The organism is Amycolatopsis sp. FU40, assembly GCF_021903635.1.
Classification (GTDB): Bacteria; Actinomycetota; Actinomycetes; order Mycobacteriales; family Pseudonocardiaceae; genus Amycolatopsis; species Amycolatopsis dendrobii.
Genome location: NZ_CP091381.1, coordinates 2,295,722 through 2,317,892 on the forward strand (window position 1 = coordinate 2,295,722; position 22,171 = coordinate 2,317,892).

The window sequence follows — 22,171 nt, forward strand, 5'->3', positions numbered from 1 at the left end:
TTTGGCCGGTCGTGAGGGGAACCCTGAGCGAACTGCGCCCTCAGGGTTCCCCTCACGGACAGCGATCCGATGCCGGGCTGGCCGCCCGCAGCCAGTGCGAGGTCCCTTCGGGTCACTGGCGTGGGGGTCAAGCTCCGGGCAGCGCTGCCAGCAGCCGATCCACCGAGCGGCCCAGATTCCACCGCTCAGCCAGCTCCGCCACCCGCTTCGGATCGGCGGGTGCGGCCGGCACCGCGTCCGGTCCGGACTGCACGACCGGCGCGTCCACCGCTACCCGCACCACGGTGGGCGCGACGGCGAGATAGTCCGCGGCGTCGGAAAGCCGCAGCCGGGTCTTCAACGGCACCCGCGAATCCCCGGCCGAGGCCGCGGCGACGAGTTCCTCCAGCGAACCGAACTGGGTGATCAGCTTCGCCGCGGTCTTCTCGCCGATCCCCGCCACGCCCGGCAGCCCGTCCGACGGGTCGCCGCGCAACGCGGCCATGTCCGCGTAAGCGGGCCCGGCGTGCTCGGCCGGAACGCCGTACTTCTCGGCGATTTCCCGCTGCCCCAGCACTTCCGCCTTCGCCCAGCCCTTCCCGACGTACACCACCGACGTCGGCGTCGGCTCCTCGCGCACCAGCTGGAACAGGTCGCGGTCGCCGGTGATCACCTCGACCGGCGCGTCCTTTTCCCGGGTGGCGAGCGCGCCGATCACGTCGTCCGCCTCGTAGCCGTCGGCCTCCGCGACGGCGAACCCGAACGCTTCCAGCACTTCCAGGATGATCGGCACCTGCGGGGTCAGCGTGTCGGGCACCTCTTCGACGTCCGCCGCGCCGTCGCCGGGCTCCGCGACCCGGTGCGCCTTGTAGCTCGGCAGCAGATCGGTGCGGAACTTCGGCCGCCAGTCCGCGTCGAGACAGGCGACCAGCCGCGACGGACGGCGGTCGGTCAGGATGCGCGCGATCGTGTCGGTGAACCCGCGCACGGCGTTGACCGGCGTCCCGTCGGGCGCGGTCATCGAATCGGGCAGCGCGTAGAACGAGCGGAAGTAGAGGCTCGCGGAATCGAGGAGAGCGAGTGGTCCGGTCACCCGCACAGCCTGCCACGCCCGGCTCGCCGGCTCATCCGACGCGCCGGTCCAGCCGCGACGGCCACCAGGCGCGCCCGCCGAGATCCACCGTCAGCGCGGGCACCAGCAGCGACCTGACTAGCAGCGTGTCCACCAGCACGCCGAACGCGACGATGAACGCGATCTGGGCGAGGAACAGGATCGGGATCACCGCCAGCGCGGAGAACGTCGCCGCCAGCACGACTCCGGCCGAGGTGATCACGCCGCCGGTCACCGCGAGCCCGTGCAGCGTTCCGTCCCGGGTGCCCCGCCGTTTCGTTTCCTCGCGCACCCGCGTCATCAAGAAGATGTTGTAGTCGATCCCGAGCGCGACGAGGAACACGAACCCGAACAACGGCACCACCGGATCCGCGCCGGGGAAGTGCAGCAGGTGGTTGAACACCAGCGCCGAGACCCCCATCGTGGCGGCGAACGACAGCACCACCGTCGCGATCAGCAGCAGCGGAGCCAGCAACGCGCGCAGCAGCAAGGCGAGCACGGCGAAGATCACCACCAGCACGATCGGGATGATCACCGCCCGGTCCCGGCGCGAGGTCTCCTGCGTGTCGAGCTGGATCGCGGTCTGCCCGCCGACCTTCGCCTCCGCCGAGGGCACCGCGTGCACGGCGTCGCGCATCCTGCCGACGGCCGCCACCGCGTCCTCGGAATCGGCCGGCGCGGAAAGGACCGCGAGCAATTCGACCCGTCCGCCGGCTTCGAGCGGACGCCGGTCGGGCCCGGCGAGCGGGAAGACGGCCGCGACGCCCGGTACGCGCGCGGCCTTGGCCACCTCGGTCGCGGCTCCGGCGTTGGCGACGATCACCGCAGGAGATCCCGACCCGGCGGCGAAATGCCGGCCGAGCACCTCCTGGCCGGTCACGGAATCCACCTTGGCGAGGAACACGTCGGACTGCGCGGTGCCGGACGCCTTGAGCTGCGGGAGGAACGCCGCCCCGGCGACGAGCACCAGCGCCGACAGCACCCAGACCGCTCGCGGGCGCGCGCCGACCGTGCGCGAGACCCGGCCCCAGATCCCGGAAGTCTCCGGATGCGGCGAACCGTGCCGCGGCCGGAACGGCCAGAACGCGCCCCGCCCGCACAGCACGAGCATCGCGGGCAGGAAAGTGGTCGAGGCGAGCAGCGCCGCGCCGATCCCGATCGCGGCGACCGGGCCGAGTCCCTTGTTCGAGTTCAGATCGCTGAACAACAGGCACAGGACGCCGAGGACGACCGTGCCCGCCGAGGCCGCCACCGGCTCCAGCGTCGCCCGCCAGGCCAGCCGCATCGCGTCGAAGCGGCCCGGGGTGTCGCGCAGCTGTTCGCGGAACCGGGCGACCAGCAGGAGCGCGTAGTCGGTCGCCGCTCCGAACACGAGGATCGAGAGGATTCCTTGGCTCTGCCCGTTGAGTGCGAGGACGTCGTTCTTCGCCAGCAGGTAGACCACCAGGCTCGCCAGGGCCAGCGCGAACACCGCCGAGACCAGGACCAGCAATGGCAGCAGCGGGCTGCGGTAGACCACGAGCAGGATCAGCGCGACGACCGCGCCCGCGACGATCAGCAGCACCCCGTCGATCCCGCCGAAGGCGGTCACCAGGTCCGCGATCTGCCCGCCCGGCCCGGTGACCAGCACGGTCAGCCCGTCCGGGCCGCTGCCGAGCTTTTCCCGGACTTCCTTGACGATCTTCGCCGGATTCCCGCCCGCGTCGACCGGCACCGAGAGCTGCGCGGCCTTGCCGTCCTCGGAGAGGGTCGCGGGCTTCACCGGGCCGGCGACCCCGGCCACCGCGGCGGTGCGCGCGGGCAGGCCGCCGAGGTAAGCGCGGTCGGTGGAGGTGAGCCCGGACTCGCGCTCGGCGACGACGACCGCGGGCAGCGTCGGGCGCGGAGCGAACGCCTTCTGCTCGTCCTGCACCTGCGTCGCCTCGGCCGAGCGCGGCAGGAACGCGGCGTTGTCGTTCTTCGAAACGGTGCTCAGTTTTCCGGCGAACGGCCCGCCGATTCCGCCGACGGCGAGCCAGACGACGACGAGCAGCGCGGGCAGCACCCAGCGGATCCTGCGGCTGCGGCTCGACGCGGGCGGGACTGCGGGCTCGGCCATGGTGGATACAGTCCTTCAGGCGAATGATCGGGAGAAAACGTTCAGCAGGCTGAACATATCGCACGGGAGAGGGCCGATGGACCCTGGGGAGACCGAGCCGGGCGCCGACGAGCTGGCCTCCTGGCCGACCGGGCGGCTGCTCGCGGTCGCGGCGCGGCTGGTCGAACAGCAGTGGACCTCGGTGCTCGCGGAGCTGGGACTGACCCACGCCGGGCTGATCGTGCTCCACCTGCTCGGCGAAGGCCCGCTCGCGCAGCGCGCGCTCGCCCGCCGCTGCGAGGTGACCGACCAGACGATGAGCCGCACCCTCGAGCGGCTTTCCCGGGAAGGGTTCGTCGCCCGCGCGCCCGACCCCGCCGACTCCCGCCGCCGCCTCGTCGCGATCACCGCGGCCGGACGCGAAGTGCACGCGCGGGCGGTTCGCGCCGAACGGGACCGCATCGGCTTGTCCGGGACCGGCATCGCCGACGACCAGTTGCGCGAACAGCTGGTGCAGTTGATCTCCGGCCTGCGCGAGGACCGTCCCGCAGCGTCCCCGGCCGGTCGGGACGGCAGCGGCGGCTCCGGGTACTAGGCTCGGCGTCATGTCGAGCCGATCCCTCCACACGCCCGCTCCCGACGCCGCCGCGCTCCGCGCCCGTCTCGACCGCGCCGCGAAAGCGGCCGCCGCCGCGAACACCGACGCGCTGCTCGTCGCGCCCGGATCCGACCTGCGGTACCTGCTCGGCCAGGCGGGCGGTTCGTTCGAGCGGCTGACCACCCTCGTCATTCCCGCCGAGGGCACCCCGGCGCTCGTCGTGCCGAAGCTCGAAGCCCCCGGCTACGCCGACGTGCCCACCGACGACCTCGGCGTCGAAGTGCTCACCTGGGTCGACGGCGACGACCCCTACCGGCTCGTCGCCGACCGGCTCGGCAAGCCCGGCCGGATCGCGGTCAGCGACTTCACCCCGGCGCTGCACGTGCTGTCCCTGCGCGCCGCGTTCGGCGACGCCGAGCAGACCCTCGCCGGGCCGATCGTGCGCGAACTGCGGATGCGCAAGGACGCCGCCGAGATCGAGGCGCTGCGCAAGGCGGGCGCGGCGATCGACCGCGTGCACGCGCGGATGGGCGAATGGCTGCGCGCCGGCCGCACCGAGGCCGAGGTCGGCGCGGACATCACCGCCGCCATCGTCGAAGAGGGCCACACGCACGCCGACTTCGTCATCGTCGGCTCCGGCCCCAACGGAGCCAGCCCGCACCACGACGTGTCCGAGCGCGTCATCGAACGCGGCGACGTCGTCGTGATCGACATCGGCGGCCCGGTGCCCGAGGGCTACAACTCCGACTCCACCCGCACCTACTCGATCGGCGAACCCCGCGACGCCGACGTCGCCGAGACCTACGCCGTGCTGCAGCGCGCGCAGCAGGCCGCCGTCGACGCGGTCCGCCCCGGTGCCACCGCGGAGAGCATCGACAAGGCCGCGCGCGACGTCATCGACGCCGCCGGATTCGGCGAGTACTTCATCCACCGCACCGGCCACGGCATCGGCCTCGACGTGCACGAAGAGCCCTACATCATCAAGGGCAACGCGCTGCCGCTCGAGGCGGGCATGGCCTTCAGCGTCGAGCCCGGCATCTACCAGCCGGGCCGCTGGGGCGCCCGGATCGAGGACATCGTGCTCGTCACCGACTCGGGCGTCGAGTCCGTGAACACCCGGCCGCACGAACTGGTCGTGCTGGACGCATGAGCGCGGTTCGCGAACGGATCACCGCCGAGGAGGCCACGGCATGAGCGGGCCGCTGGAACCGCTCGACCAGGCGATCGTGCAGGAGCTCGCCGCCGACGGGCGGCGCAGCTTCACCGATCTCGCCGAACGGGTCGGGCTGTCGGTCTCGGCGGTGCACCAGCGGGTGCGCCGCCTCGAACAGCGCGGCGTCATCCTCGGCTACACCGCCCGGCTCGACGGCGAGCAGATCGGCCTCCCGCTCACCGCGCTGATCTCGCTCACCCCGAACGACCCGGCCGCGCCCGACGACTACCCGCAGCGGATCCAGCACATCACCGAGATCGAGTCCTGCTATTCGGTGGCCGGCGACGAGTCCTACATCCTGCTGGTGCGCGTGGCCTCGCCGCTCGGCCTCGAAGACCTGCTCCGGCGGATCCGCGAGGCCGCGAAGGTGTCCACCCGGACGACGGTCGTGCTGTCCACGCCGTTCGAGGGGCGGTCGCCGACGCTGTGAGCGCCGTCGAGGCTGTGAGAGTGGTACGGTAAAAGGTATGGCAACACGTAAGGTGACACTCTCGCTCGACACCGGTGCGCTCGAGTACGCCGAGCGGGCCGCGAAAGCGCACGGAATCTCGGTCTCGTCCTGGCTGTCGAAGGCGGCTCGGCGCGAGGCGGTTCGGACCGGGTATACCCCGCAGCGGGCTCCTGTCGCGCCTTCCGCTGAAGCGGATGAGGCGGAGCGGGCGGCTGCGGAGAAGGAGATGCGTGCGCAGGGGTGAGGTTTGGACCTACCACCCGCCTACGGATCCGGCTCGGCAGCGGACCGTGGTGCTGCTGTCTTCGGACGGGGTGAACGAGTCTGAGCGGCCTTGGTTGCTGGGGACTGAGCTGCTGGATCGGGATCCGCAGGACATTCTCGGGGTGGCGGTGGATGCTCGGTATTGGGTGTCTACGTTGAATCTCACGCGGCTGTATCGGCCTTGGCTGGCCGAGCGGATCGCGGAGGTTGACGGGGATGTTCAGGAGCAGATCGATGTGGCTTTGAGGGCTGCGTTGGATTTGTGAGTCGTGCTGGGGGGTCGGCTCGTCGCCTGGCGGCGACATTGCGCCCGGTCTTGGGTTGCGTGGGGCACCCCGTTAGCTCATTGTGCTGACGGTTCGGGGGTGCTGGTCAAGGCGGGAAAGATGCCTTGACCAGCACCCCCGAACCGCAGGGTGGCTTTGTATCGGGGTTGGGGGAGGGCTGGGTGCCTCGCTGGTTGGGTGCAGCGGTGGCGGGTTGGTGTTCGTGCGCACGGGTTGGGTGCGTGGGTGCGTGGGTTCGGTGGGGTTCGGGGCGTTCGGTTAGCGCCCCAATGTGGCATTGGGTGCGCTAGACGCACCGAACGCCACATTGGGTGCATGCGATGCACCCAATGCCGCATTGGGGCGCATCGCGGCGTGCGAGGGGCTGTGAAGGGCCCCTTGAGGGAATCCAAGTCCGGGAAGGGGCCCTTGACGGAACCGCTGGAGGGGCGGGAGGGGAACCTTGAGGGAATCAGAGTTCGTGAAGGTGGCCCGCACGCAGCGGTGAACCTCACGACGTGGGGGCTAGCTCACTGGTTCGGGGACGGCGTGGAGTTTTCCGTCGGGGCCTGCCAGGCATGAGGCGTTTCCGCGCTGCGTCGTCAGGAAGTCCGTGAGGCAGTCGGCGATGGCGGCGTGTCCGGCGGCGTTGGGGTGGAAGGATTCCTGCAGTGCGTGCGTCGCCCGGTCGACTTGGGTCAGGTCGTTCAAATGCAGGGTGAGGCGGGTGAACCATTCTGTCGCCAGATTCGGGCCGCCGGAGCAGGCTTCGTGGTTTTCGCCTGCGCGTGCCAGGTCCAGGAAACGGGCGCCGGATTGGGTGGCTGCTTGTTTGATTCCCGCGGAGAGCGTGCTGATTCCCGTGGTCGAAATCCACTGCAGGTCGTCGGTGCGGAAGGGGCAGCCGTTGAGGCTTTGCAAGTCCGCTGGGATGTCCGGGCCGACCGGGGTGGCATAGGACTGGAGGACCAGCTGGTAATCGGCGGGGACGTATCCGGCGTCGGCTAGCACTTTTTTCACGTCGCCTACCGCGTTCGCCACTTTGGGGACCATGGCGTCCACTTTGGACTTCCAGGTTTCCTTCAAGGCGACGTTGCAGGACGGGCCGTCGGAGGAGAACCAGGCTTTGAAGCATTCGCTGACTTGTGCGGAGAATTTCGGGTCGTCGTTCGCGCCCACCGCGATCACTACCGCTGCCACCCGGTGGTTCTTCACCACGTCGGCCAGTTGTGCGGCTTGGGAACGTTCGCCCCACTGTTTCGCGTCGCCGAGGGCGACTTGGGCGGCGGGGGCTCCGGAGCAGGCCAGGTTGACCCGGGCGGTGATGCCGGGGATGCGGACCTTCTGCACGAACGCCGCCGACGAGCGGTGGCACCAGTCGCCGTTCTTGCCGTCGGTGTCGGGGCTGTACGCGCCTGCCCCTTCGCCGGAGACGGTGCTGTCGCCGATCGACACGATGGTCAGCGGGCCCCGGCCGGGCGGGCCCTGCCGGGGAAAGGGCTGGCCCGGCCGGCTCTCGGTGCCGAAAAAGACGAAGAAGCCTACGAGCAGGGCTACGCAGGCGAGGACCAGCGCCCCCCACCACCACCGGAATCGTCGCATCGCTCGCCAAGTCTAGCGAGAACCTGGACGACATCGTCAGGGTTGGCGGGGGGTGGGACGCGGGTCACGGGTCGCTAAGGGTCCACTGTGGACTCTTCGGGTTAGTCGGCTGCCCAGATCGCGGGCTTGCGGTGGGTCCACGGGGCGGCCCGCTCCAGCTGTCCGGCCAGGCGGAACAGCAGGTCTTCGCGGCCGAAGGCGGCGGTGAACTGCATCCCGATCGGGAGTCCTTCGGCTTCGGCCAGCGGGACCGACATCGACGGAACCCCTGAAACGTTCGCGGCCGCGGTATAGGGGGAACGGTCCAGGATGCGGTCCAGCCAGCCGAGGCCGTCCAGCTGGTCCGCGCCTTCGCCGTATGCGCCGAGCAGGACCGGCGGCTCAGGCAGGGTCGGGGACAGGAGGACGTCGTAGCGGGCGAAGTGCTGGGCGAGGGTTCGGGACACCTGGTTGCGGATCGCCAGGGCGCGGACGAATTCGCCGGCGGTGACCTGGTGGCCGTAGCGGTAGCTGGCGAGGGTGACCGGTTCCAAGGTGGTCTCGTCGACCGGGCGGCCGGCCGCGGCGGCGATGCCGTCGATCCACGGGGCGAGGTTCGCGGTCCACATCCGTGCGTTGCCGAGGACGAATCCTTCCCAGGAGACGCCTAGCGCCAGCGTGGCCTCTTCGGCTTCGTGGCCCAGGGAATCCAGCAGCCGGATGGTTTCGGACACGGCGGCGGAGACTGGTTCGGTCGGCTGGCGGCCGCCCCAGGGCTGGCGCAGGACTGCGATGCGCAGGCGGCCTGGATCGAGTCGGGCTTCCTCGGCGTAGGGGCGAGCAGGACGAGCAGCGAAGTACGGGTCGCCGGGTTCGGGGCCTTCGATCAGGTCCAGCAGGACGGCGCTGTCGCGGACAGTCCGGCTCAGGCTGCCTTGCACGGCCAGACCGTTGAAGACCTCGTCAGCACCGGGGCCCTGCGAAATCCGGCCGCGAGTCGGCTTCAGGCCGAACAATCCGTTGTACGAAGCGGGGACTCGGATGGAACCCGCGGCGTCGGTGGCGTGGGCGAGGGGGACGATTCCGGCGGCGACCGCGGCGCCGGAACCGCCGCTCGAGCCGCCCGCGCTGCGGCCCGGGGACCACGGGTTGCGGGTCGCGCCGTAGAACTCCGGTTCAGTGGTGGTGCTGTAGGCCATTTCCGGCGTGGCGGTGCGGCCGATGGTCGCCAAACCCGCCTGGCGGAAGCGGCGCATCAGGAACGAGTCTTCGGGCGACACGGCGCCCGCGGCCAACCGGCTGCCGAGTTCGCTGCGTTTGCCTGCCATGGTGACGCCGAGGTCCTTGACCAGGAAGGGCACGCCCGCCAGCGGGGCGGAACCGGGAGCGGGAGAGTCCTCGGGCGGCCAGGTTTCCACTACGGCGTTGATCCGCGGGTTCACCGCTTCGACTGCTCGCGCGGCCGCGTCGGCGACCTCGGCCGCGGTCACCTCGCCGCGGGCGATCAGGTTCGCCAGGCCGACCGCGTCGCAGCTCGTGTATTCGGAGATTTTCACCAGCACGTCCTTCGCGAGACTCATCCGTATTGTGTGATACCGAGTGGTATCACTGGGGACGGTTGTGTACCGTAGCCCGTGCCGAACCGCATTGCCAACCCCGTGGGAAGAACCGATGACGAGCACCTCCGACCGGCGGCCGACGCGGGTCGCGACCTTGCCGCCTCGCGAGCGGATCCTCGACGCGGCCGAGGAGTTGTTCCTCAACGAGGGCGTCGTGCGGGTCGGGGTCCAGGCGATCGCGGACCGCGCCGGGACCACGAAGATGGCGATCTACCGGCACTTCGGCACCAAGGACGCGCTGATCGCGGAATGGCTGCGGATCGTCGTGCACGACTACTCGGCGGCGTTCGACGCGGCCGAACAGGCGCATCCGGACGACTACGCGGAGCAGATCCGCGCGGTGGGGCGCTTCATCGTCGACGGGCTGCCGGATTTTTCCCATCGCGGCTGCCCGTTCACGAACTCGGTTGCCGAGTTGCCGGATCCGGAACATCCCGCGCGGCGGTTGATCAGCGAGCACAAGACGCGTCAGTTCGGCAGGCTCCGGGCGATGTGCGAGGGGCTCGGGCTGCCCGACCCGGAGCTGGGCGCGGCGGAGCTGACGTTCGCGATGGAGGGGGCGCAGATCGCGGTGCAGAACGGCGGCGTCGAGAACGTCGGCGCGCACCTGACGAGGATCGTCGAAGGCGTGATCAGCCGGGGGAAGCGGGACTGAGGGTAGCGCGTTTTCGTTGCAGCAGAAGGCGTTCTGCTTCATTGCCGACTAGGCGGAGGGCTTCGTCGTAGGCCTTGACGGCTTCGGCGGTCCGGCCAAGGCGGGCGAGCAGGTCTGCTCGGACGGCGTGGAGGAGGTGCCGGTTGCCGAGGTCCAGACCGTCCACAATGGTCAGAGCGGCGGCGGGGCCTTCGACCTCGGCGACCGCGACCGCGCGGTTCAAGGCGACGATCGGCGTCGGCGCGAGGGCGAGCAACTGGTCGTAGAGGGCGAGGATCTGGACCCAGTCGGTGCCGTCGCTGTGCACGGCGTTGATCGCGGCCTGGATCTGGTACGGGCCGGGGCGGTCGAGTCGCAGGCAGTGGCGGACGAGGTCCTGGCCTTCGGCGATCAGCGTCCAGTCCCAGCGAGCGCGGCCCTGATCGGGCAGCAGCACGGGGATTCCGTCGGCGTCGAGCCGGGCCGCGCGGCGGGATTCGGTGAGCAGTTGCAGTGCGAGCAGTCCCAGCACTTCGGGCTCGTCGGGCAGCAGCGCGGCCAGGATTCGGGTCAGGCGGATCGCTTCGGACGCCAGGTCCGGCCGGGTGAGGCCGGTGCCGCTGCTGGCGGTGTGGCCCTCGGTGAAGATCAGGTAGAGCACGGCGAGGACGGCGTTGAGCCGGTCCGGGAGGTCGGCGGCGTCGGGTACGCGGTAGGGGATCCGGGCGTCGCGGATTTTGGCTTTGGCACGCACTAGCCGTTGTGCCAGCGTCGATTCCGGGACCAGGAACGCGTGCGCGATTTCGGCGGTGCTGAGGCCGCCCAGCAGGCGCAGCGTGAGGGCGACCCGGGCGGCGGTGCCGAGGGCGGGGTGGCAGCAGGTGAAGATCAGCCGCAGCCGCTCGTCGGGGACCGCGCCTTCGTCGAACGGTTCGGTCGCGTGCAGGAGCGCGGCTTGCGCGTGGCGGTCGGCGCGGGTGGATTCGCGGCGGAGGCGGTCGATGCCGCGGTTGCGGGCGGTGGTGACGAGCCAGCCCGCGGGACTCGCCGGGAGGCCTTCCGCGCGCCATTTGACGGTGGCGATCGCGCACGCCTCCTGGACGGCGTCCTCGGCGAGGTCGAGGTCGCCGAAGGCCCGGGCCAGCACGGCGACCGCGCGGCCGTGCTCGGCGCGGAAGACCCGCTCGAGCACGGCCGCCGAGATCAATGGAACTCCCGGACTTCCACCGGCAGCGTGGTGATCTCCGAGATCCGCCCCGCCCACTCCGTCGCGGCCTCCGGGCCGGGCGCGGTCACGATGGTGAAGCCGCCCAGGTGTTCCTTGCCTTCGGCGAACGGGCCGTCGGTGTACAGGACGTCGTCGCCGGAGGCCCGGACCACTTTCGCGGCGGACGCCGGGTGCAGGCCGCCCGAGAAGACCCAGACGCCTTTCGCCTTCATCTCGTCGGTCACCGCTTCCAGGCGCGCCGCGATGTCCGCCAGCACCTCGGGATCCGGGGTTCCGCCGTCGGGCTGCCAGATCCCGAGCAAGTACTGCGGCACCGTCTCCTCCTTCGTTCAGCGTTGCCGGGCCGGCCGCACGATCATCTCGCTGACGTCCACGTCGGCCGGCTGGTCGAGAGCGTAGGCGATGGCGTCGCCGATCGCTTTCGGTTCGAGCGCGTCCTTGCGGTAGATCCGCATGAACTCCCGCGTATCAGGGTCGCTGATCGTGTCCGCCAGCTCCGAGGTCACGACGCCGGGGGAGACCGTGGTGACGCGGATCGACGGGTCGCATTCCAGCCGCAGGCCTTCGGTGATCGCCCACGCCGCGTACTTCGTGCCGCAGTACACCGCGGCGGTCGGCGTGACGCCGTGCGCGCCGATCGACGCGACGGTGACGAAGTGGCCGCGGCGCTGGCGGGTGAAGTGCGGCAATGCGGCGGCGATGCCGTGCAGGAGGCCCCGGACGTTGACGTCGATCATCCGGTCCCATTCCTCGACCAGTCCGGCGTCGAGCCGGGACAACGGCATCACCCCGGCGTTCGCGACGAACGCGTCGATCTCGCCGTGGTCGCGCACCGCGCGGTCGACGAACTCGGCGACGTCGGCCCGGTCGGTCACGTCGAGGCGGTGTACCTCGATGCCGTCCGCGCTGGCGGCGAGGTCCGCGAGGCGGTCTTCGCGACGCGCTCCGGCGATCACGCGCCAGCCGTCCGCGGCGAGCCTGCGTGCGGTGGCTTCGCCGATTCCGCTGCTGGCACCGGTGATCAGGGCTGTCTTGCTCATTCGGATTCCTTCGGGAAGTCGGCGGACAGGGTGACGTCGCGCCAGTCGTCGAACGTCTTGCGGAGGGTGTCGAGGCGGGCGGTGGCGATGTCGTAGGCCGCTTGGCCGAGCAGCAGGCGCAGCGGCGGTTCGGCGGAGGTGACGGCGTCGATGACCGCGGTCGCGGCGCGGTCCGGGTCGCCCGGCTGCTTGCCGTAAGTGGCTAGCGTCGAGGTGCGGCGCGCGCCCGCGGTGCCGGCGTAGTCGTCGATGCGGATCGCGGACTCCCGCATGGACGGGCCCGGCCAGTTGGTGCGGAACGCGGCCGGTTCGACGATCGTGACGCCGATGCCGAGCGGTCCGACCTCGGCGGCGAGCGATTCGCTGAAGCCTTCGACGGCGAACTTGGTCGCGTGGTAGTAGCCGGTCGCGCCGAAGGCAGCCAGGCCGCCGAGCGACGAGACCGAGACGAGATGGCCGTTGCGTCGCGCTCGCATTCCCGGCAGGACAGCGCGGGTGAGCGCCATCAAGCCGAATACGTTGGCCTCGAACAGCGCGCGGATCTCGGCGTCTTCGCCTTCTTCGGCGGCGGCCAGGTAGCCGTAGCCGGCGTTGTTGACGAGGACGTCGATCTGGCCGAAGACGCGGTGTGCCTCGGCGACCGCTTCGGTGATCTGCTGCTGGTCGGTCACGTCGAGCGCGACCGCCAGCGCGCGTCCGGGATGCGCGGCGGCGAGGTCAGCGACGCGTTCGGGATCGCGGGCCGTGACGACCGCGCGCAGGCCGCGTTCGAGTACGGCGGTCGCGAGTGCGCGGCCGAGGCCGGTGGAACACCCGGTGATGAACCAGACGGGCGCGTTGTTTTCAGACATGGCTCTGCCCCTGAAGGAATTCGAGAATTGCGGGAAATGCGTCAGCGGTGCGGGCGGTCGCCGGCGGCGAGACTGCCGAGCAGCCCCAGCGCGGCCTCCGACGGACTGCCCGGATCCGCTTGGTACACCACGAGCTGCTGGCCGGGAGCGCTGTTCACGGTCATCGATTCGTAGTGCAGGGTCAGCATTCCGACCTGCGGATGCCGGAACCGTTTCGATTCGTGCGTTTTCTGCCGGAGATCGTGGCGCGCCCACAACCGGCGGAAATCGGCGCTCTTGAGCGACAGTTCGCCGACCGCCTCGATCAGCAGCGGATCGTCCAGATCGGTGCCCGCCGCCGACCGCAGCCCGCCGACCGTGTTCACCGCGACCCGTTCCCAATCCGGGTAGAAGTCCCGGGCGTCGGGGTCGAGGAACACCAGCCGCAGCAGGTCGCCGCTGTGCTCGTGCCCGGCGAACAGCGCCTCGCCGAGCAGATTCGCCGCGAGCACCGTCATGCACCGTCCGAGCACGACCGCGGGCGTCCGCGGCCACGCGTCCATCAGCTGCACCAGCCGCGGACTGACGCGCTCCTTCGCGGGCCGGCGCCTCGGTCGCTTCGGCCGGGCCAGGGAATGCAGGTGGGCGAGCGCCTCGTCGTCGAGTCGCAGCGCCCGGCCGAGCGCGTCGACGACCTGCGCGGACGGCGTGCGCTCGCGACCCTGCTCAAGCCGCACGTAGTAGTCGGTGCTCACCCCGGCCAGCTGCGCGACCTCCTCCCGGCGCAGGCCGCTGACCCGGCGCCGGGTGTCGGCGAGCAGGTCCGCGTCCGCCGGGACGGCGGTGCCGCGCCGGGCCCGCAGGAACTCGCCGAGGAGGTTGCTGTCGCTCATGCGCCCAGGCTAGATCGCCGGCGCCGGCCGCGGGGCGGGCAAAGGGGGTGTGGTTCTCCCACCCTCTGCGGTACCCCGCGGCGCAGTGGTTCAAACCTTTCCGGCCGCGCTCTGCCCGCGCGCACCGCGGCCGCGGAACCGGCAGGCAGACTGTTTTGACTGGTCAGCGGCGCGAGCGGAGCCTGCTGAGAGCACCCCTCCACCGGAAAGGCGAACCCATGCGCCGCACCCCGCTGATCCTGGCCGCCGTCGCCGCCGTGTCGATGGCCGCCGCGCCCGCGCAAGCAGCCGAAACCTGGACCACGGTGTTCGAGGACACCTTCGACGGCCCCGCGGGCACTGGTCTCGACCCGCAGAACTGGCTCTACGACAAGGGAACCGGCTATCCCGGCGGCGCGGCGAACTGGGGCACCGGCGAGATCGAGACCTCGACCGACTCGACGGGCAACGTCTACCACGACGGAGCCGGGCACCTGGTCATCAAGCCGCTGCGCGACGCGAACGGCGCGTGGACGTCCGGCCGGATCGAAACCCAGCGCACCGACTTCGGCGCCCCGGCGGGCGGCCAGATGGAAATGAGCGCGACGATCCAGCAGCCCGACCCCGCGCACGGTCTCGGCTACTGGCCCGCGTTCTGGGCGATGGGCGCCGACGCCCGGCCGGTCGGCGCGACGAACTGGCCGAGCATCGGCGAGCTGGACATCATGGAGAACGTGAACGCGCTGGACAAGCACTCCAGCACATTCCACTGTGGACAGTGGGCGGGGGAGTGCCACGATCCGGACGGGATCAGCAGCGATCTGCAGGACTGCGCCGGCTGCAAGACGGGCTACCACACGTACGCGGTGGTGGTGGACCGCCGGAACGCGGCGGCGGAGGAACTGCGGTTTTCCTTGGACGGCAAGGAGACTTTCGCGGTGAAGCAGAACCAGGTCTCCGACGCCACCTGGAAGGCGGCGGTGGACCACGGGTTCTTCGCGATCTTCGACGTGGCGATCGGCGGGTCCTATCCGAACAAGGTGTGCGGGTGCACCAGCCCGGGGGCGGACATCACGCCGGGGGCGGGGATGAGCATCGACGCGTTCTCGGTGAAGGTCAGCAAGGACTGAAGCGTCGGGCGTGTTTGTGCCGGTTGGAACCGGCGCGAACACGCCCGGCAAACCGGCTCAGCCCGCGCCGGAAAGGTCCGTCGTCTCGGCCAGGCGGGTCGCCACGTCCAGCAGCGCGGCCGGGCGCGGGCCGTCCGCGCGCCAGACCACGACCGTGTGTGCGGATTCGCCCTCCAGCGGCACGAAAACCACACCGGTGCGGCGCAGGCTGTGCGCTGATCGCGCCAGCCGGGTCACGCCGACCCCGGCCGCGACCAGGCCCAGCAAGCCCTGCACGGTCGCGGTGCGCTGCACGACGTCCGGAGTGAAACCGGCCGCGGCGAAGTCGGCGTCGTACTTGCGGTGCCAGGGGTCCCATGACGCGCGCGGCGTCAGCACCCACGGCTCGTTCGCGAGGCCGGCCAGGCGCAGCGACGGGCGGTCGGCCAGTCGATGGCCGCAGGGGAGGACCGCGCAGACCTCCTCGGTCAGCAGGATGTGCGTCGCGAGATCGTCGACCAGGGGCGGGCGGGTGAAGCCAGCGTCGAAGCGACCGTCGCGGACACCGTCGACGAGTTCCGCGATCGAGACTTCCGCGGTGGTGACGGTGAGTTCCGGAAGTTGCTCCCGCACGGCGCGCACGACTGGCGGGAGCAGGTAGTTCGCTGTGCTGGCAAGGAAAGCCAGCCGCAGGGTGCCGATCTCGCCGCGGATCGCACGAGCGACCGTCGCGACCGCCGCGTCGGCGCGGGCGAGCACCGAGCGCGCTTCGGGGAGGAAGAGCTCACCGATCGAGGTGAGCCGGGTGCCGCGGGCATCGCGGTCGAAGAGTTTCGTGCCGAGCTGGCGTTCCAGCACCGAAATCTGCTGCGAGAGGGACTGCTGCGCGATGTGCAGGGCCGCTGCCGCGCGCGTGAAGCTCGTCGTCTCGGCGACGGCGACGAAGTAGCGCAGCTGCCGCAGCTCAGGAGTCACAGGCTGAGACTGTAGCCCGCCAGCGAACCGGTGTTGGCGGGACCCGGCGGGCACGGGCCACGATCGGAGGCGGAAGAACCACTGGAGGGACTGCTCAATGACCGAGGAAACCGACGGCCGCGTCTGGCTGATCACCGGGTGCTCGAGCGGCTTCGGCCGCGAACTCGCCCAGGCCGCGCTGGCCGCGGGGGACCGGGTCCTCGCGACCGCCCGCAACCCGGAAACGCTCGCCGGCCTCGTCGAATCCGGCGGGGACCGGGTGCGCGCCGCGGCGCTGGACGTCACCGACCCGGCGCAGATCGACGCCGCCGTGCAGACCGCGCTGGACGAGTTCGGCCGGATCGACGTGCTGGTCAACAACGCCGGCCACGGCACGGTCGGTGCGGTCGAGGAACTGGAGATGGCCGACCTGCGCGCGGTGCTGGAGGTGATGTTCTTCGGCGCGGTCGCGATGACGAAGGCCGTCGTCCCGCTGCTGCGGGAACAGGGGAGCGGCACGATCGTGCAGATGAGTTCGATGGGCGGGCTGCTCGCGCCGCCCGCGTTCGGGGCCTACTGTGCGGCGAAGTTCGCCCTGGAAGGCCTGTCCGAGGCGCTCGCGGCGGAGGTCGCGCCGCTCGGGGTCAAGGTGCTGATCGTGGAGCCGGGCGCGTTCCGGACGTCGTTCGGCGGCGCGGCGATGCACCGCTCCCGCAATCTCGACGCCTACGCCGAATCGACCGCGGCCACCCGCGCCGCGATCGAGGGGATGGACGGGACGCAGCCCGGCGATCCGGCGAAAGCGGCGGAGGCGATCCTGCGCGCCGTCGACGCGCCCGACGCACCGCTGCGGCTCGCGCTCGGCGGTGACGCGGTGGACGCGATTCGCGGCAAAATCGGTGCGCTGACCCGGGATCTCGACTCCTGGGAGAAGGTCAGCCGGGAGACCGCGCTGGACTGAGGTCAAGCAGGTCCGTGAAGGACTCCTTGAGGGAATCAGATTCCCGCAAGGAGTCCTTCACGGACGTCGGGACGCGGTCGAGTCACGGATAATTCGGGACGTTCACCGGCTTGGTGCCGTCCGGAGTCACGTCGCCGGTGTCGTTCACGACGTGGGTGATCGTGCCGCGGTGGTTCAGCGACACCGTGAGCAGGCTGTGCAGCTTCACCCCGCCGTTCTGCGGCACCTCGAACGCGTGATAGCTCGAGACCGCCGGGTTGGTGTCGAAGAAGCAGTAGCTGCCCAGACCCCACGCCTCGTGCGCCGTCACGTCCGGGCCGACCTTGTACGCGGCGTACCCGGCGGTGCCGGGCGCGGAATTCCACGAGGCCTGGTCCGGGACGTCGTAAGGCATTTCGTTCTGGAAGAAGATCGTCTTCCCGTTCTGGCCGTTCCACACGACCTGGAACTTCTGGTAATGCTCCACGAACAGCCCGGTCGCGGTCACGTTGTCGCCGTTGACGAGCACGCCGGTGTCGGCGGTGTTCGTGGTCCAGCCGACGGTGCCGCTGTTGCCGTGGTCGGCGCGCCACGCCCAGACGTGGTCGACGATCGTGTCGTCGCTGTTCACCACCAGGCTGTTGGCGGCCTTGCCCGCCAGATCGCCGCCCACGCGGAAGAACACGTCCTGCAGCGACGTCGGATTCGCCGCGTGGCTCGTGTGCTTGCCGCTTTCGCCGACCGTCAGCAAGGACTGCGAATTCTGGGTGCCCGCGTCGAACAGCAGGCCCTTCACCCGCACACCGTCCACATCGGACACGTGCATCGCGTCGACGCCGTTGTCCGGGATCAGCGTCGGATAACCGATGCCGAGCACTGTCGTGCCAGGGCGGGTCACGTTCAGCGTCTGGTCGAGGTGGTAGGCGCCGGGGGTGAAGAACAGGTTGCAGCCGGAGTCGAGGGAGCTGTTGATGCTCTCCGCGGTGTCCCCGGGCTTCACCACGCGGAACTGGCTCATCGGAACGGAATCGCCGGGCGTGCCGCCGTTCGCCCAGCTCGGACCGGACGCGTTCGTGCGCAGGGACGGCAGGAAGACGCGGTAGTTGCCGCCGTTGTCCACGTACAGGTACGGCACGTCGCGCGACACCGGCGTGGTGTCGAGCGTCGTTTCCGGCGGGTTCGGGAACGAGTTGGCCGGCGCGCCGGTGGTCCCGGAGAAGACCATGTTCCACACGCCGCCGTCCCAGCTGCCCAGCGCCGAATCCCGCGTGTACCACTGCTGTTGCGAGACCGACGCGGCCTGACCGGACACGCGGGTGTCGGCGACGTAGCCGCCGCTCGCGTAGCCGTAGCTGGCCGGGAACAGCTGCAGTCCGCCCTTGATGTCCATCCGGCGGAACGGCGCGGCCTGCGAGACCGCCCACCGGTCGCTGCCGCTGGAAGGCGTGACGGCCATGTTCTCCGCCGAACGCCAGAAGTTCTGCAGCGCGGAGCCCTGGTCGGACTCGTTGAAGGCGTCCACGGTGATGTCGCCGTTGATCTGGACGTCGTCCGGGTTCTGGCCGAGCCCGGCGACGGAGGTGTAGAAGCCGACGTTGTCGTGCACCGCGTAGGTGCCCGGCTTGAACAGATGCGCGACGCGGCCCGAGCCGAACTGCGCGGTCTGCGTGTCCTTCTGCGCTTCGAAGTCCTTGTCCAGCTGGGCCTGGATCGTCGAGGAGGGCATTCCCGGGTCGAAAATGTGCACGTTCGGCCCGAAGTCCGGCTGATCGGACTGGCCGGTGCAGTCCGCCTGCCCGGACGCTGGGGCCGCGGCGGCGGGGACGGCGAGCCCGGCCGCGGCGAGCAGCGCAAGCGCGACCAGTGCTGGTCCGCGGGATCGGGACGGCCGCCCGGGTGGTCGATGAGTCCGGTTCACGTGGGGACACCTCCGCCGGTAGGGAATTTGCCAACTAGTTTGTGGTCGGCCACAACAAATTAAACGCCCAGCTCGGCGCCGCCGGTCACAAATCGGTCACGGTTGTCTGGACCACTAGGGCGATTCCGGCTATCGGAAACATGTTCACGTCCGGGTGACGCAGCCAGCCTCGCGCCGCGCCGTGCCCCACGATGGGCCTTGGACCTGCCGCCGTGAAGATCGGAGTCTCGGTGACCCGGACAGCAACGGACAACCCCTGGCGGCTCGGCTTGGCCGCCGTCGTGTCGGTACTGGCCATGGCGTGCGGCGTCGCGACCGCCGGGCCGGCCGCCGCCGCGGACTACTCGAAGGCCGGCGAAAACGTTGCCGGTTCACAAATTCTGCGGCACGAGGGCGTGCAAAGCGGGAGCCCCCGGTTCGACCCGGCGACCGGGCAGACCCTCGGCCACGACGTCAGCGGGCACCAGGGCGCGGTCGACTGGGGCCAGGCCGCGGGCGCGGGCGCCCGGTTCGCCTACGTCAAGGCGACCGAGGGCACCGGATTCGTGAGCCCGCAGTTCGACCAGCAGTACCACGGCGCGCACGACGCGGGCCTGATCCGCGGCGCGTACCACTTCGCCCGCCCGGACGTCTCCACCGGCGCGCAGCAAGCCGACTACTTCATCGCCCACGGCGGCGCGTGGCGCGGCGACGGCACGACGCTGCCGGGCGCGCTGGACATCGAATACAACCCGTACGGCGACGCCTGCTACGGCAAGAGCCAGGCCGACATGACCGCCTGGATCGCCGACTTCACCCGCCGGTACCTGGCGAAACAGCGCCGCAGCGCGATCATCTACACCTCGACGTCGTGGTGGAAGCTCTGCACCGGCAACGCGGGCGGGTTCGGCGACACCAACCCGCTGTGGCTCGCCCGGTACGCCCCGGAGATCGGCGAACTCCCGGCGGGCTGGGACAAGCAGAGCATCTGGCAGTTCTCGCGCACCGGCAGCCTTCCCGGCGACCAGAACTACTACAACGGCCCGATGAACCGCGTCGAGGCGCTCGCCAGGGGAGGCGGTTCGTCGGCGTGATCGCCTGAAAAGCCGTACCGGCGGGGGTCCGCTCGTAGTTGGATCACCGGGTGACCCTAGCCGTCGGACTCTTCGACCTCTTCACGTACGCGATCCCGGGCGCCCTGCACCTGGCGTTCCTGGCCTATCTCGCCGGGCGGCTGCACTGGCTCGACCTCGCCGCCGTCTCGCGCGCGCCGGGAGCGGTGCTGGTGATCGGGATCGTCGTGGCGAGCTACCTCCTCGGCTACCTGGCGTATCCGATGGGCGCGCGGGCGGCGCGATGGCTGCCGCGGCGGCGGAAGCGCAACGCGCGGGAGGAGTTCCTGCGCCGCAATCCCGCCGCCAGCGGACGCGCGTTCGTCGAAGCGGACTCGTTTCTGCTGCTTTCGGCCCTGCAGCTGCACGACGCCGACGCGGCGATGGAGGCGACGCGGCTGCGCACCGTCGGGCTGATGCTGCGCAACTCCAGCCCGCCGATGGCGTTCGGGTTCGTGGCGTCGGTGGTGGAACTGATCGCCGGGGGCCACCCGGTGTTCGCGGTGTGCGGTGCGGTGCTGTTCGCCGCCGCGTATCCGGCGCTGATCGCGCAGGGCCGGCTGATGTCGCACTGGGCGAACGTCAAGACCCTCGAACTCAGCTTCTGGGTGCCGGAGGTGGAGGAGACGCTGGCGGCGGTACAGAAGCCCGTGTGATCCGTTCGACGAGCGCGGAGTTGTTGAAGACGGTCACCCCGGCGAGGCCGTCCCGCCGGACGTCGAGCACTGCGACCTGGGAACAGTCGCCCTTGCTCTTGAACCACCTGCGGCCAGGCAGCAGTTCCAGCGTGGCGTCCGCGCGCAGCACGGTCGTCAACCCCGGAGACGTTCGCGCTCTCGAACGCCAGTGACGTACGGGTCGAGCAGCCGGGAGCTAAGGAATCGGTTCCCGGCGGTCAGCTGACGGCGGCTTCGCGCCAAGCGACGTTGGCGCCGAGCGCGGCCGTGAGCCGTGCGACGGTCTGGCGGGCGCTGTGGTCGTTGACGTGCTCGGGCAGCCAGGCGCAGGCGAGGTAGGCGCCAGCGATGTCGGCGGTGGCGCACGCGGCGGCAAGGCATTCTTCGATCCGGGCGAGGGAAGGGCCGGGGCCGGACGGGAAGCGTGCGCCGGGGAGTTCGGCACCGTCGATGACGTCGATATCGAGGTGGAGGTAGACGGGCACTGGGCCCAGGTGGTCGAGCGCGGTGGCGATGGCGGCGGGGTCGGCGGGCACGCGGCGGACGCGGCTGGCGGCGAGGGCGTCGTGTTCGGCGGGGTCGAGGTCGCGGGCGTCGGCGAGCACGACGCTGGTGTCGGGGACCGGGCGCAGGCCGAGCGGGTCGTCGAACAGGCCCGCGGTGCGGCCGGTGAGCATGGCCAGCGCCATGCCGCCGAGGTAGCCGCTGGTGGAGATCTCTGGGGTGTTGAAGTCTCCGTGGGCGTCGAGCCACAGCACGGCGAGGTCGCGGTGGCGTCGCTGCAGCGCGGCCACCGCGGCGCGGCTGGTGGGGCAGTCGCCGGAGAGCACCAGGGGCTTCGCGGTTCGGGCCACCGCGTCGGCTGTCGCCTGGTGCAGCAGGTTCATCCGGGCGGGGACAGGCTCCGCGGGCAGGACCGGCGGGACGACCTGGGTCGCGGTCGCGGGGACGGGGAAGTCCGGGAGGTGCTGGTCGAGGTGCCAGGGCGTGACGATCAGGTCCCAGGCACGGTGGTCAGCCACGGGGTTTCTCGCTTTCGTCGTGGTGGGCGAGCAGGTCGAGCAGCCGTCCCAATTCGGCGGCGCCGGCTTGCAGATGGGCGGTGATCTCGGCTCTGGCCTCGCTCCGGCTGCCGCGCAGGGCGTCCAGCAGCCGGCGGTGGTCGTCGGTGGTGCGGCCGAGTTGGCGGCGGGAGCGTTCGGCCAGTGCCAGGGCGAGGCGTTGTTCCTGCTGGAGCTGTGCGTGGAAACGGCGTAAGCGGGGACTGCCGGTGGCGGTGACGAGGGTGGCGTGAAAGAGCCGGTCGCTGTCGAGGGCGGTGGCGGTGTCGTCCTGCTCGAAGGCGTGCTCGATCCGGTCGACCAGGTCAGCCAGCTGCCGGTAGATCGCCGGATCGCGGTGCTCGGTGAGGGCGTCGGCCGCGGTGAGTTCGACGGAGGTGCGGGCGGCGTAGATGTCCGCGACGTCCGGTGCGGTGACGTCCGCGACGACGATGCCGCGGTTCATCTGATACCGGACCAGTCCTTCGCTTTCGAGGGTCCGTGCGGCCTCGCGGAGCGTGCTGCGGGAGATCCCGAGCTCGGCGGCGAGCGCGGCCTCGCGCAGCGGGGTGCCGGGCGGCAGCCGGACGGACAGGATCGCCTGCCGGACCGCTTCGGCCGCCTGCTCGGCGGTGCTGCGCCGCTGGATGCTCGCACCCAGACCGTCGATCGCCATCTG

At 70.7% G+C, this 22,171-nt stretch carries 23 protein-coding genes; 10 read left to right on the forward strand and 13 right to left on the reverse strand.

Going from position 1 to position 22,171, the window contains the following annotated elements; all coding sequences use genetic code 11:
- Window positions 1-127: 127 nt before the first annotated feature.
- Together L3Q65_RS11465 and L3Q65_RS11470 are read right to left on the reverse strand one after the other, a co-directional pair.
- Window positions 128-1,072 carry a 5'-3' exonuclease gene (locus L3Q65_RS11465; RefSeq protein WP_237599603.1) on the reverse strand — a complete coding sequence of 315 codons (945 nt, stop codon included), beginning with the start codon at window positions 1,070-1,072 and terminating at the stop codon, window positions 128-130.
- Window positions 1,073-1,103: 31 nt separating this feature from the next.
- A complete protein-coding gene (locus L3Q65_RS11470) occupies window positions 1,104-3,188 on the reverse strand; it encodes an MMPL family transporter (protein ID WP_237599604.1) in 2,085 nt (694 codons plus the stop codon).
- Between the two features lie 76 nt (window positions 3,189-3,264).
- Between L3Q65_RS11470 and L3Q65_RS11475 the strand changes: the two genes are divergently transcribed.
- From L3Q65_RS11475 to L3Q65_RS11495, 5 genes are read left to right on the forward strand one after another with little or no spacing between them, the layout of a single operon-like run.
- Entirely contained in the window at window positions 3,265-3,762 is a 498-nt protein-coding gene (locus L3Q65_RS11475) for a MarR family winged helix-turn-helix transcriptional regulator (protein ID WP_237599605.1), read from the forward strand.
- Window positions 3,763-3,772: 10 nt separating this feature from the next.
- The gene (locus L3Q65_RS11480) at window positions 3,773-4,915 is read left to right on the forward strand and encodes a Xaa-Pro peptidase family protein (RefSeq protein ID WP_182896281.1); all 1,143 of its coding nucleotides are present in this window, start codon (window positions 3,773-3,775) and stop codon (window positions 4,913-4,915) included.
- Window positions 4,916-4,955: 40 nt separating this feature from the next.
- Window positions 4,956-5,408 carry an Lrp/AsnC family transcriptional regulator gene (locus L3Q65_RS11485; protein WP_009078207.1) on the forward strand — a complete coding sequence of 151 codons (453 nt, stop codon included), beginning with the start codon at window positions 4,956-4,958 and terminating at the stop codon, window positions 5,406-5,408.
- A gap of 37 nt (window positions 5,409-5,445) precedes the next feature.
- Window positions 5,446-5,673, forward strand: a complete 228-nt coding sequence (locus tag L3Q65_RS11490) for a hypothetical protein (protein WP_043830397.1) — start codon at window positions 5,446-5,448, stop codon at window positions 5,671-5,673.
- The gene (locus tag L3Q65_RS11495) at window positions 5,660-5,959 is read left to right on the forward strand and encodes a hypothetical protein (protein ID WP_067585532.1); all 300 of its coding nucleotides are present in this window, start codon (window positions 5,660-5,662) and stop codon (window positions 5,957-5,959) included. The genes L3Q65_RS11490 and L3Q65_RS11495 overlap by 14 nt, the downstream gene beginning before the upstream one ends.
- Window positions 5,960-6,484: 525 nt before the next feature.
- Here the strand turns inward: L3Q65_RS11495 and L3Q65_RS11500 are convergent.
- Together L3Q65_RS11500 and L3Q65_RS11505 are read right to left on the reverse strand one after the other, a co-directional pair.
- Window positions 6,485-7,561 carry a GDSL-type esterase/lipase family protein gene (locus L3Q65_RS11500; protein ID WP_182896280.1) on the reverse strand — a complete coding sequence of 359 codons (1,077 nt, stop codon included), beginning with the start codon at window positions 7,559-7,561 and terminating at the stop codon, window positions 6,485-6,487.
- Between the two features lie 101 nt (window positions 7,562-7,662).
- Window positions 7,663-9,120: an amidase gene (locus L3Q65_RS11505; RefSeq protein WP_237599606.1), complete on the reverse strand. Its 1,458-nt coding sequence runs from the start codon at window positions 9,118-9,120 to the stop codon at window positions 7,663-7,665.
- 91 nt (window positions 9,121-9,211) lie between these two features.
- On the opposite strand from L3Q65_RS11505, the gene L3Q65_RS11510 reads away from it, so the two are divergent.
- A complete protein-coding gene (locus L3Q65_RS11510) occupies window positions 9,212-9,814 on the forward strand; it encodes a TetR/AcrR family transcriptional regulator (RefSeq protein ID WP_237599607.1) in 603 nt (200 codons plus the stop codon).
- Here L3Q65_RS11510 and L3Q65_RS11515 read toward each other — a convergent pair.
- From L3Q65_RS11515 to L3Q65_RS11535, 5 genes are read right to left on the reverse strand one after another with little or no spacing between them, the layout of a single operon-like run.
- Window positions 9,792-11,000, reverse strand: coding sequence for an RNA polymerase sigma factor (locus L3Q65_RS11515; RefSeq protein WP_237599608.1), 1,209 nt, complete (start codon window positions 10,998-11,000; stop codon window positions 9,792-9,794). The genes L3Q65_RS11510 and L3Q65_RS11515 overlap by 23 nt on opposite strands.
- The gene (locus tag L3Q65_RS11520) at window positions 10,997-11,335 is read right to left on the reverse strand and encodes a YciI family protein (RefSeq protein ID WP_182896276.1); all 339 of its coding nucleotides are present in this window, start codon (window positions 11,333-11,335) and stop codon (window positions 10,997-10,999) included. Before L3Q65_RS11520 ends, L3Q65_RS11515 begins: the two co-directional genes overlap by 4 nt.
- A gap of 15 nt (window positions 11,336-11,350) precedes the next feature.
- Complete coding sequence (locus tag L3Q65_RS11525; RefSeq protein WP_237599609.1) at window positions 11,351-12,061, reverse strand: SDR family oxidoreductase; 711 nt, start codon at window positions 12,059-12,061, stop codon at window positions 11,351-11,353.
- On the reverse strand, window positions 12,058-12,912 hold the full coding sequence (locus L3Q65_RS11530) for an oxidoreductase (protein WP_237599610.1): 855 nt from the start codon (window positions 12,910-12,912) through the stop codon (window positions 12,058-12,060). The genes L3Q65_RS11525 and L3Q65_RS11530 overlap by 4 nt, the downstream gene beginning before the upstream one ends.
- Before the next feature lie 41 nt (window positions 12,913-12,953).
- Window positions 12,954-13,784 (reverse strand): helix-turn-helix transcriptional regulator, encoded by an 831-nt coding sequence (locus L3Q65_RS11535; protein WP_237599611.1) that lies wholly within the window; start codon window positions 13,782-13,784, stop codon window positions 12,954-12,956.
- Window positions 13,785-14,002: 218 nt separating this feature from the next.
- Here L3Q65_RS11535 and L3Q65_RS11540 point away from each other — a divergent pair, with 218 nt between their 5' ends.
- Complete coding sequence (locus L3Q65_RS11540; RefSeq protein WP_182896272.1) at window positions 14,003-14,893, forward strand: glycoside hydrolase family 16 protein; 891 nt, start codon at window positions 14,003-14,005, stop codon at window positions 14,891-14,893.
- Between the two features lie 57 nt (window positions 14,894-14,950).
- Here L3Q65_RS11540 and L3Q65_RS11545 read toward each other — a convergent pair whose 3' ends face one another.
- Window positions 14,951-15,847, reverse strand: a complete 897-nt coding sequence (locus tag L3Q65_RS11545) for a LysR family transcriptional regulator (RefSeq protein WP_237599612.1) — start codon at window positions 15,845-15,847, stop codon at window positions 14,951-14,953.
- A 97-nt stretch (window positions 15,848-15,944) separates the two neighbouring features.
- Between L3Q65_RS11545 and L3Q65_RS11550 the strand changes: the two genes are divergently transcribed.
- The gene (locus L3Q65_RS11550; RefSeq protein WP_182896270.1) at window positions 15,945-16,787 is read left to right on the forward strand and encodes an oxidoreductase; all 843 of its coding nucleotides are present in this window, start codon (window positions 15,945-15,947) and stop codon (window positions 16,785-16,787) included.
- A gap of 82 nt (window positions 16,788-16,869) precedes the next feature.
- Here L3Q65_RS11550 and L3Q65_RS11555 read toward each other — a convergent pair whose 3' ends face one another.
- Window positions 16,870-18,684 (reverse strand): hypothetical protein, encoded by a 1,815-nt coding sequence (locus tag L3Q65_RS11555; RefSeq protein WP_182896269.1) that lies wholly within the window; start codon window positions 18,682-18,684, stop codon window positions 16,870-16,872.
- 296 nt (window positions 18,685-18,980) lie between these two features.
- Here L3Q65_RS11555 and L3Q65_RS11560 point away from each other — a divergent pair, with 296 nt between their 5' ends.
- Complete coding sequence (locus L3Q65_RS11560) at window positions 18,981-19,757, forward strand: lysozyme (RefSeq protein WP_220508617.1); 777 nt, start codon at window positions 18,981-18,983, stop codon at window positions 19,755-19,757.
- Between the two features lie 50 nt (window positions 19,758-19,807).
- Window positions 19,808-20,431: a hypothetical protein gene (locus L3Q65_RS11565; RefSeq protein WP_182896267.1), complete on the forward strand. Its 624-nt coding sequence runs from the start codon at window positions 19,808-19,810 to the stop codon at window positions 20,429-20,431.
- Window positions 20,432-20,670: 239 nt separating this feature from the next.
- Here the strand turns inward: L3Q65_RS11565 and L3Q65_RS11570 are convergent, their stop codons facing one another.
- Together L3Q65_RS11570 and L3Q65_RS11575 are read right to left on the reverse strand one after the other, a co-directional pair.
- Window positions 20,671-21,474 (reverse strand): arginase family protein, encoded by an 804-nt coding sequence (locus tag L3Q65_RS11570; RefSeq protein ID WP_182896266.1) that lies wholly within the window; start codon window positions 21,472-21,474, stop codon window positions 20,671-20,673.
- The gene (locus L3Q65_RS11575; protein ID WP_182896265.1) at window positions 21,467-22,168 is read right to left on the reverse strand and encodes a GntR family transcriptional regulator; all 702 of its coding nucleotides are present in this window, start codon (window positions 22,166-22,168) and stop codon (window positions 21,467-21,469) included. The genes L3Q65_RS11570 and L3Q65_RS11575 overlap by 8 nt, the downstream gene beginning before the upstream one ends.
- Window positions 22,169-22,171: the final 3 nt, after the last annotated feature.

Coding starts and splice junctions, on each gene's coding strand:
- L3Q65_RS11470 (WP_237599604.1), bottom strand. CDS start 3,188: ATGGCCGAGCCCGCAGTCCCGCCCGCGTCGAGCCGCAGCCGCAGGATC.
- L3Q65_RS11475 (WP_237599605.1), top strand. CDS start 3,265: ATGGACCCTGGGGAGACCGAGCCGGGCGCCGACGAGCTGGCCTCCTGG.
- L3Q65_RS11480 (WP_182896281.1), top strand. CDS start 3,773: ATGTCGAGCCGATCCCTCCACACGCCCGCTCCCGACGCCGCCGCGCTC.
- L3Q65_RS11485 (WP_009078207.1), top strand. CDS start 4,956: ATGAGCGGGCCGCTGGAACCGCTCGACCAGGCGATCGTGCAGGAGCTC.
- L3Q65_RS11490 (WP_043830397.1), top strand. CDS start 5,446: ATGGCAACACGTAAGGTGACACTCTCGCTCGACACCGGTGCGCTCGAG.
- L3Q65_RS11500 (WP_182896280.1), bottom strand. CDS start 7,561: ATGCGACGATTCCGGTGGTGGTGGGGGGCGCTGGTCCTCGCCTGCGTA.
- L3Q65_RS11505 (WP_237599606.1), bottom strand. CDS start 9,120: ATGAGTCTCGCGAAGGACGTGCTGGTGAAAATCTCCGAATACACGAGC.
- L3Q65_RS11510 (WP_237599607.1), top strand. CDS start 9,212: ATGACGAGCACCTCCGACCGGCGGCCGACGCGGGTCGCGACCTTGCCG.
- L3Q65_RS11525 (WP_237599609.1), bottom strand. CDS start 12,061: ATGAGCAAGACAGCCCTGATCACCGGTGCCAGCAGCGGAATCGGCGAA.
- L3Q65_RS11530 (WP_237599610.1), bottom strand. CDS start 12,912: ATGTCTGAAAACAACGCGCCCGTCTGGTTCATCACCGGGTGTTCCACC.
- L3Q65_RS11535 (WP_237599611.1), bottom strand. CDS start 13,784: ATGAGCGACAGCAACCTCCTCGGCGAGTTCCTGCGGGCCCGGCGCGGC.
- L3Q65_RS11540 (WP_182896272.1), top strand. CDS start 14,003: ATGCGCCGCACCCCGCTGATCCTGGCCGCCGTCGCCGCCGTGTCGATG.
- L3Q65_RS11550 (WP_182896270.1), top strand. CDS start 15,945: ATGACCGAGGAAACCGACGGCCGCGTCTGGCTGATCACCGGGTGCTCG.
- L3Q65_RS11560 (WP_220508617.1), top strand. CDS start 18,981: ATGGCGTGCGGCGTCGCGACCGCCGGGCCGGCCGCCGCCGCGGACTAC.
- L3Q65_RS11575 (WP_182896265.1), bottom strand. CDS start 22,168: ATGGCGATCGACGGTCTGGGTGCGAGCATCCAGCGGCGCAGCACCGCC.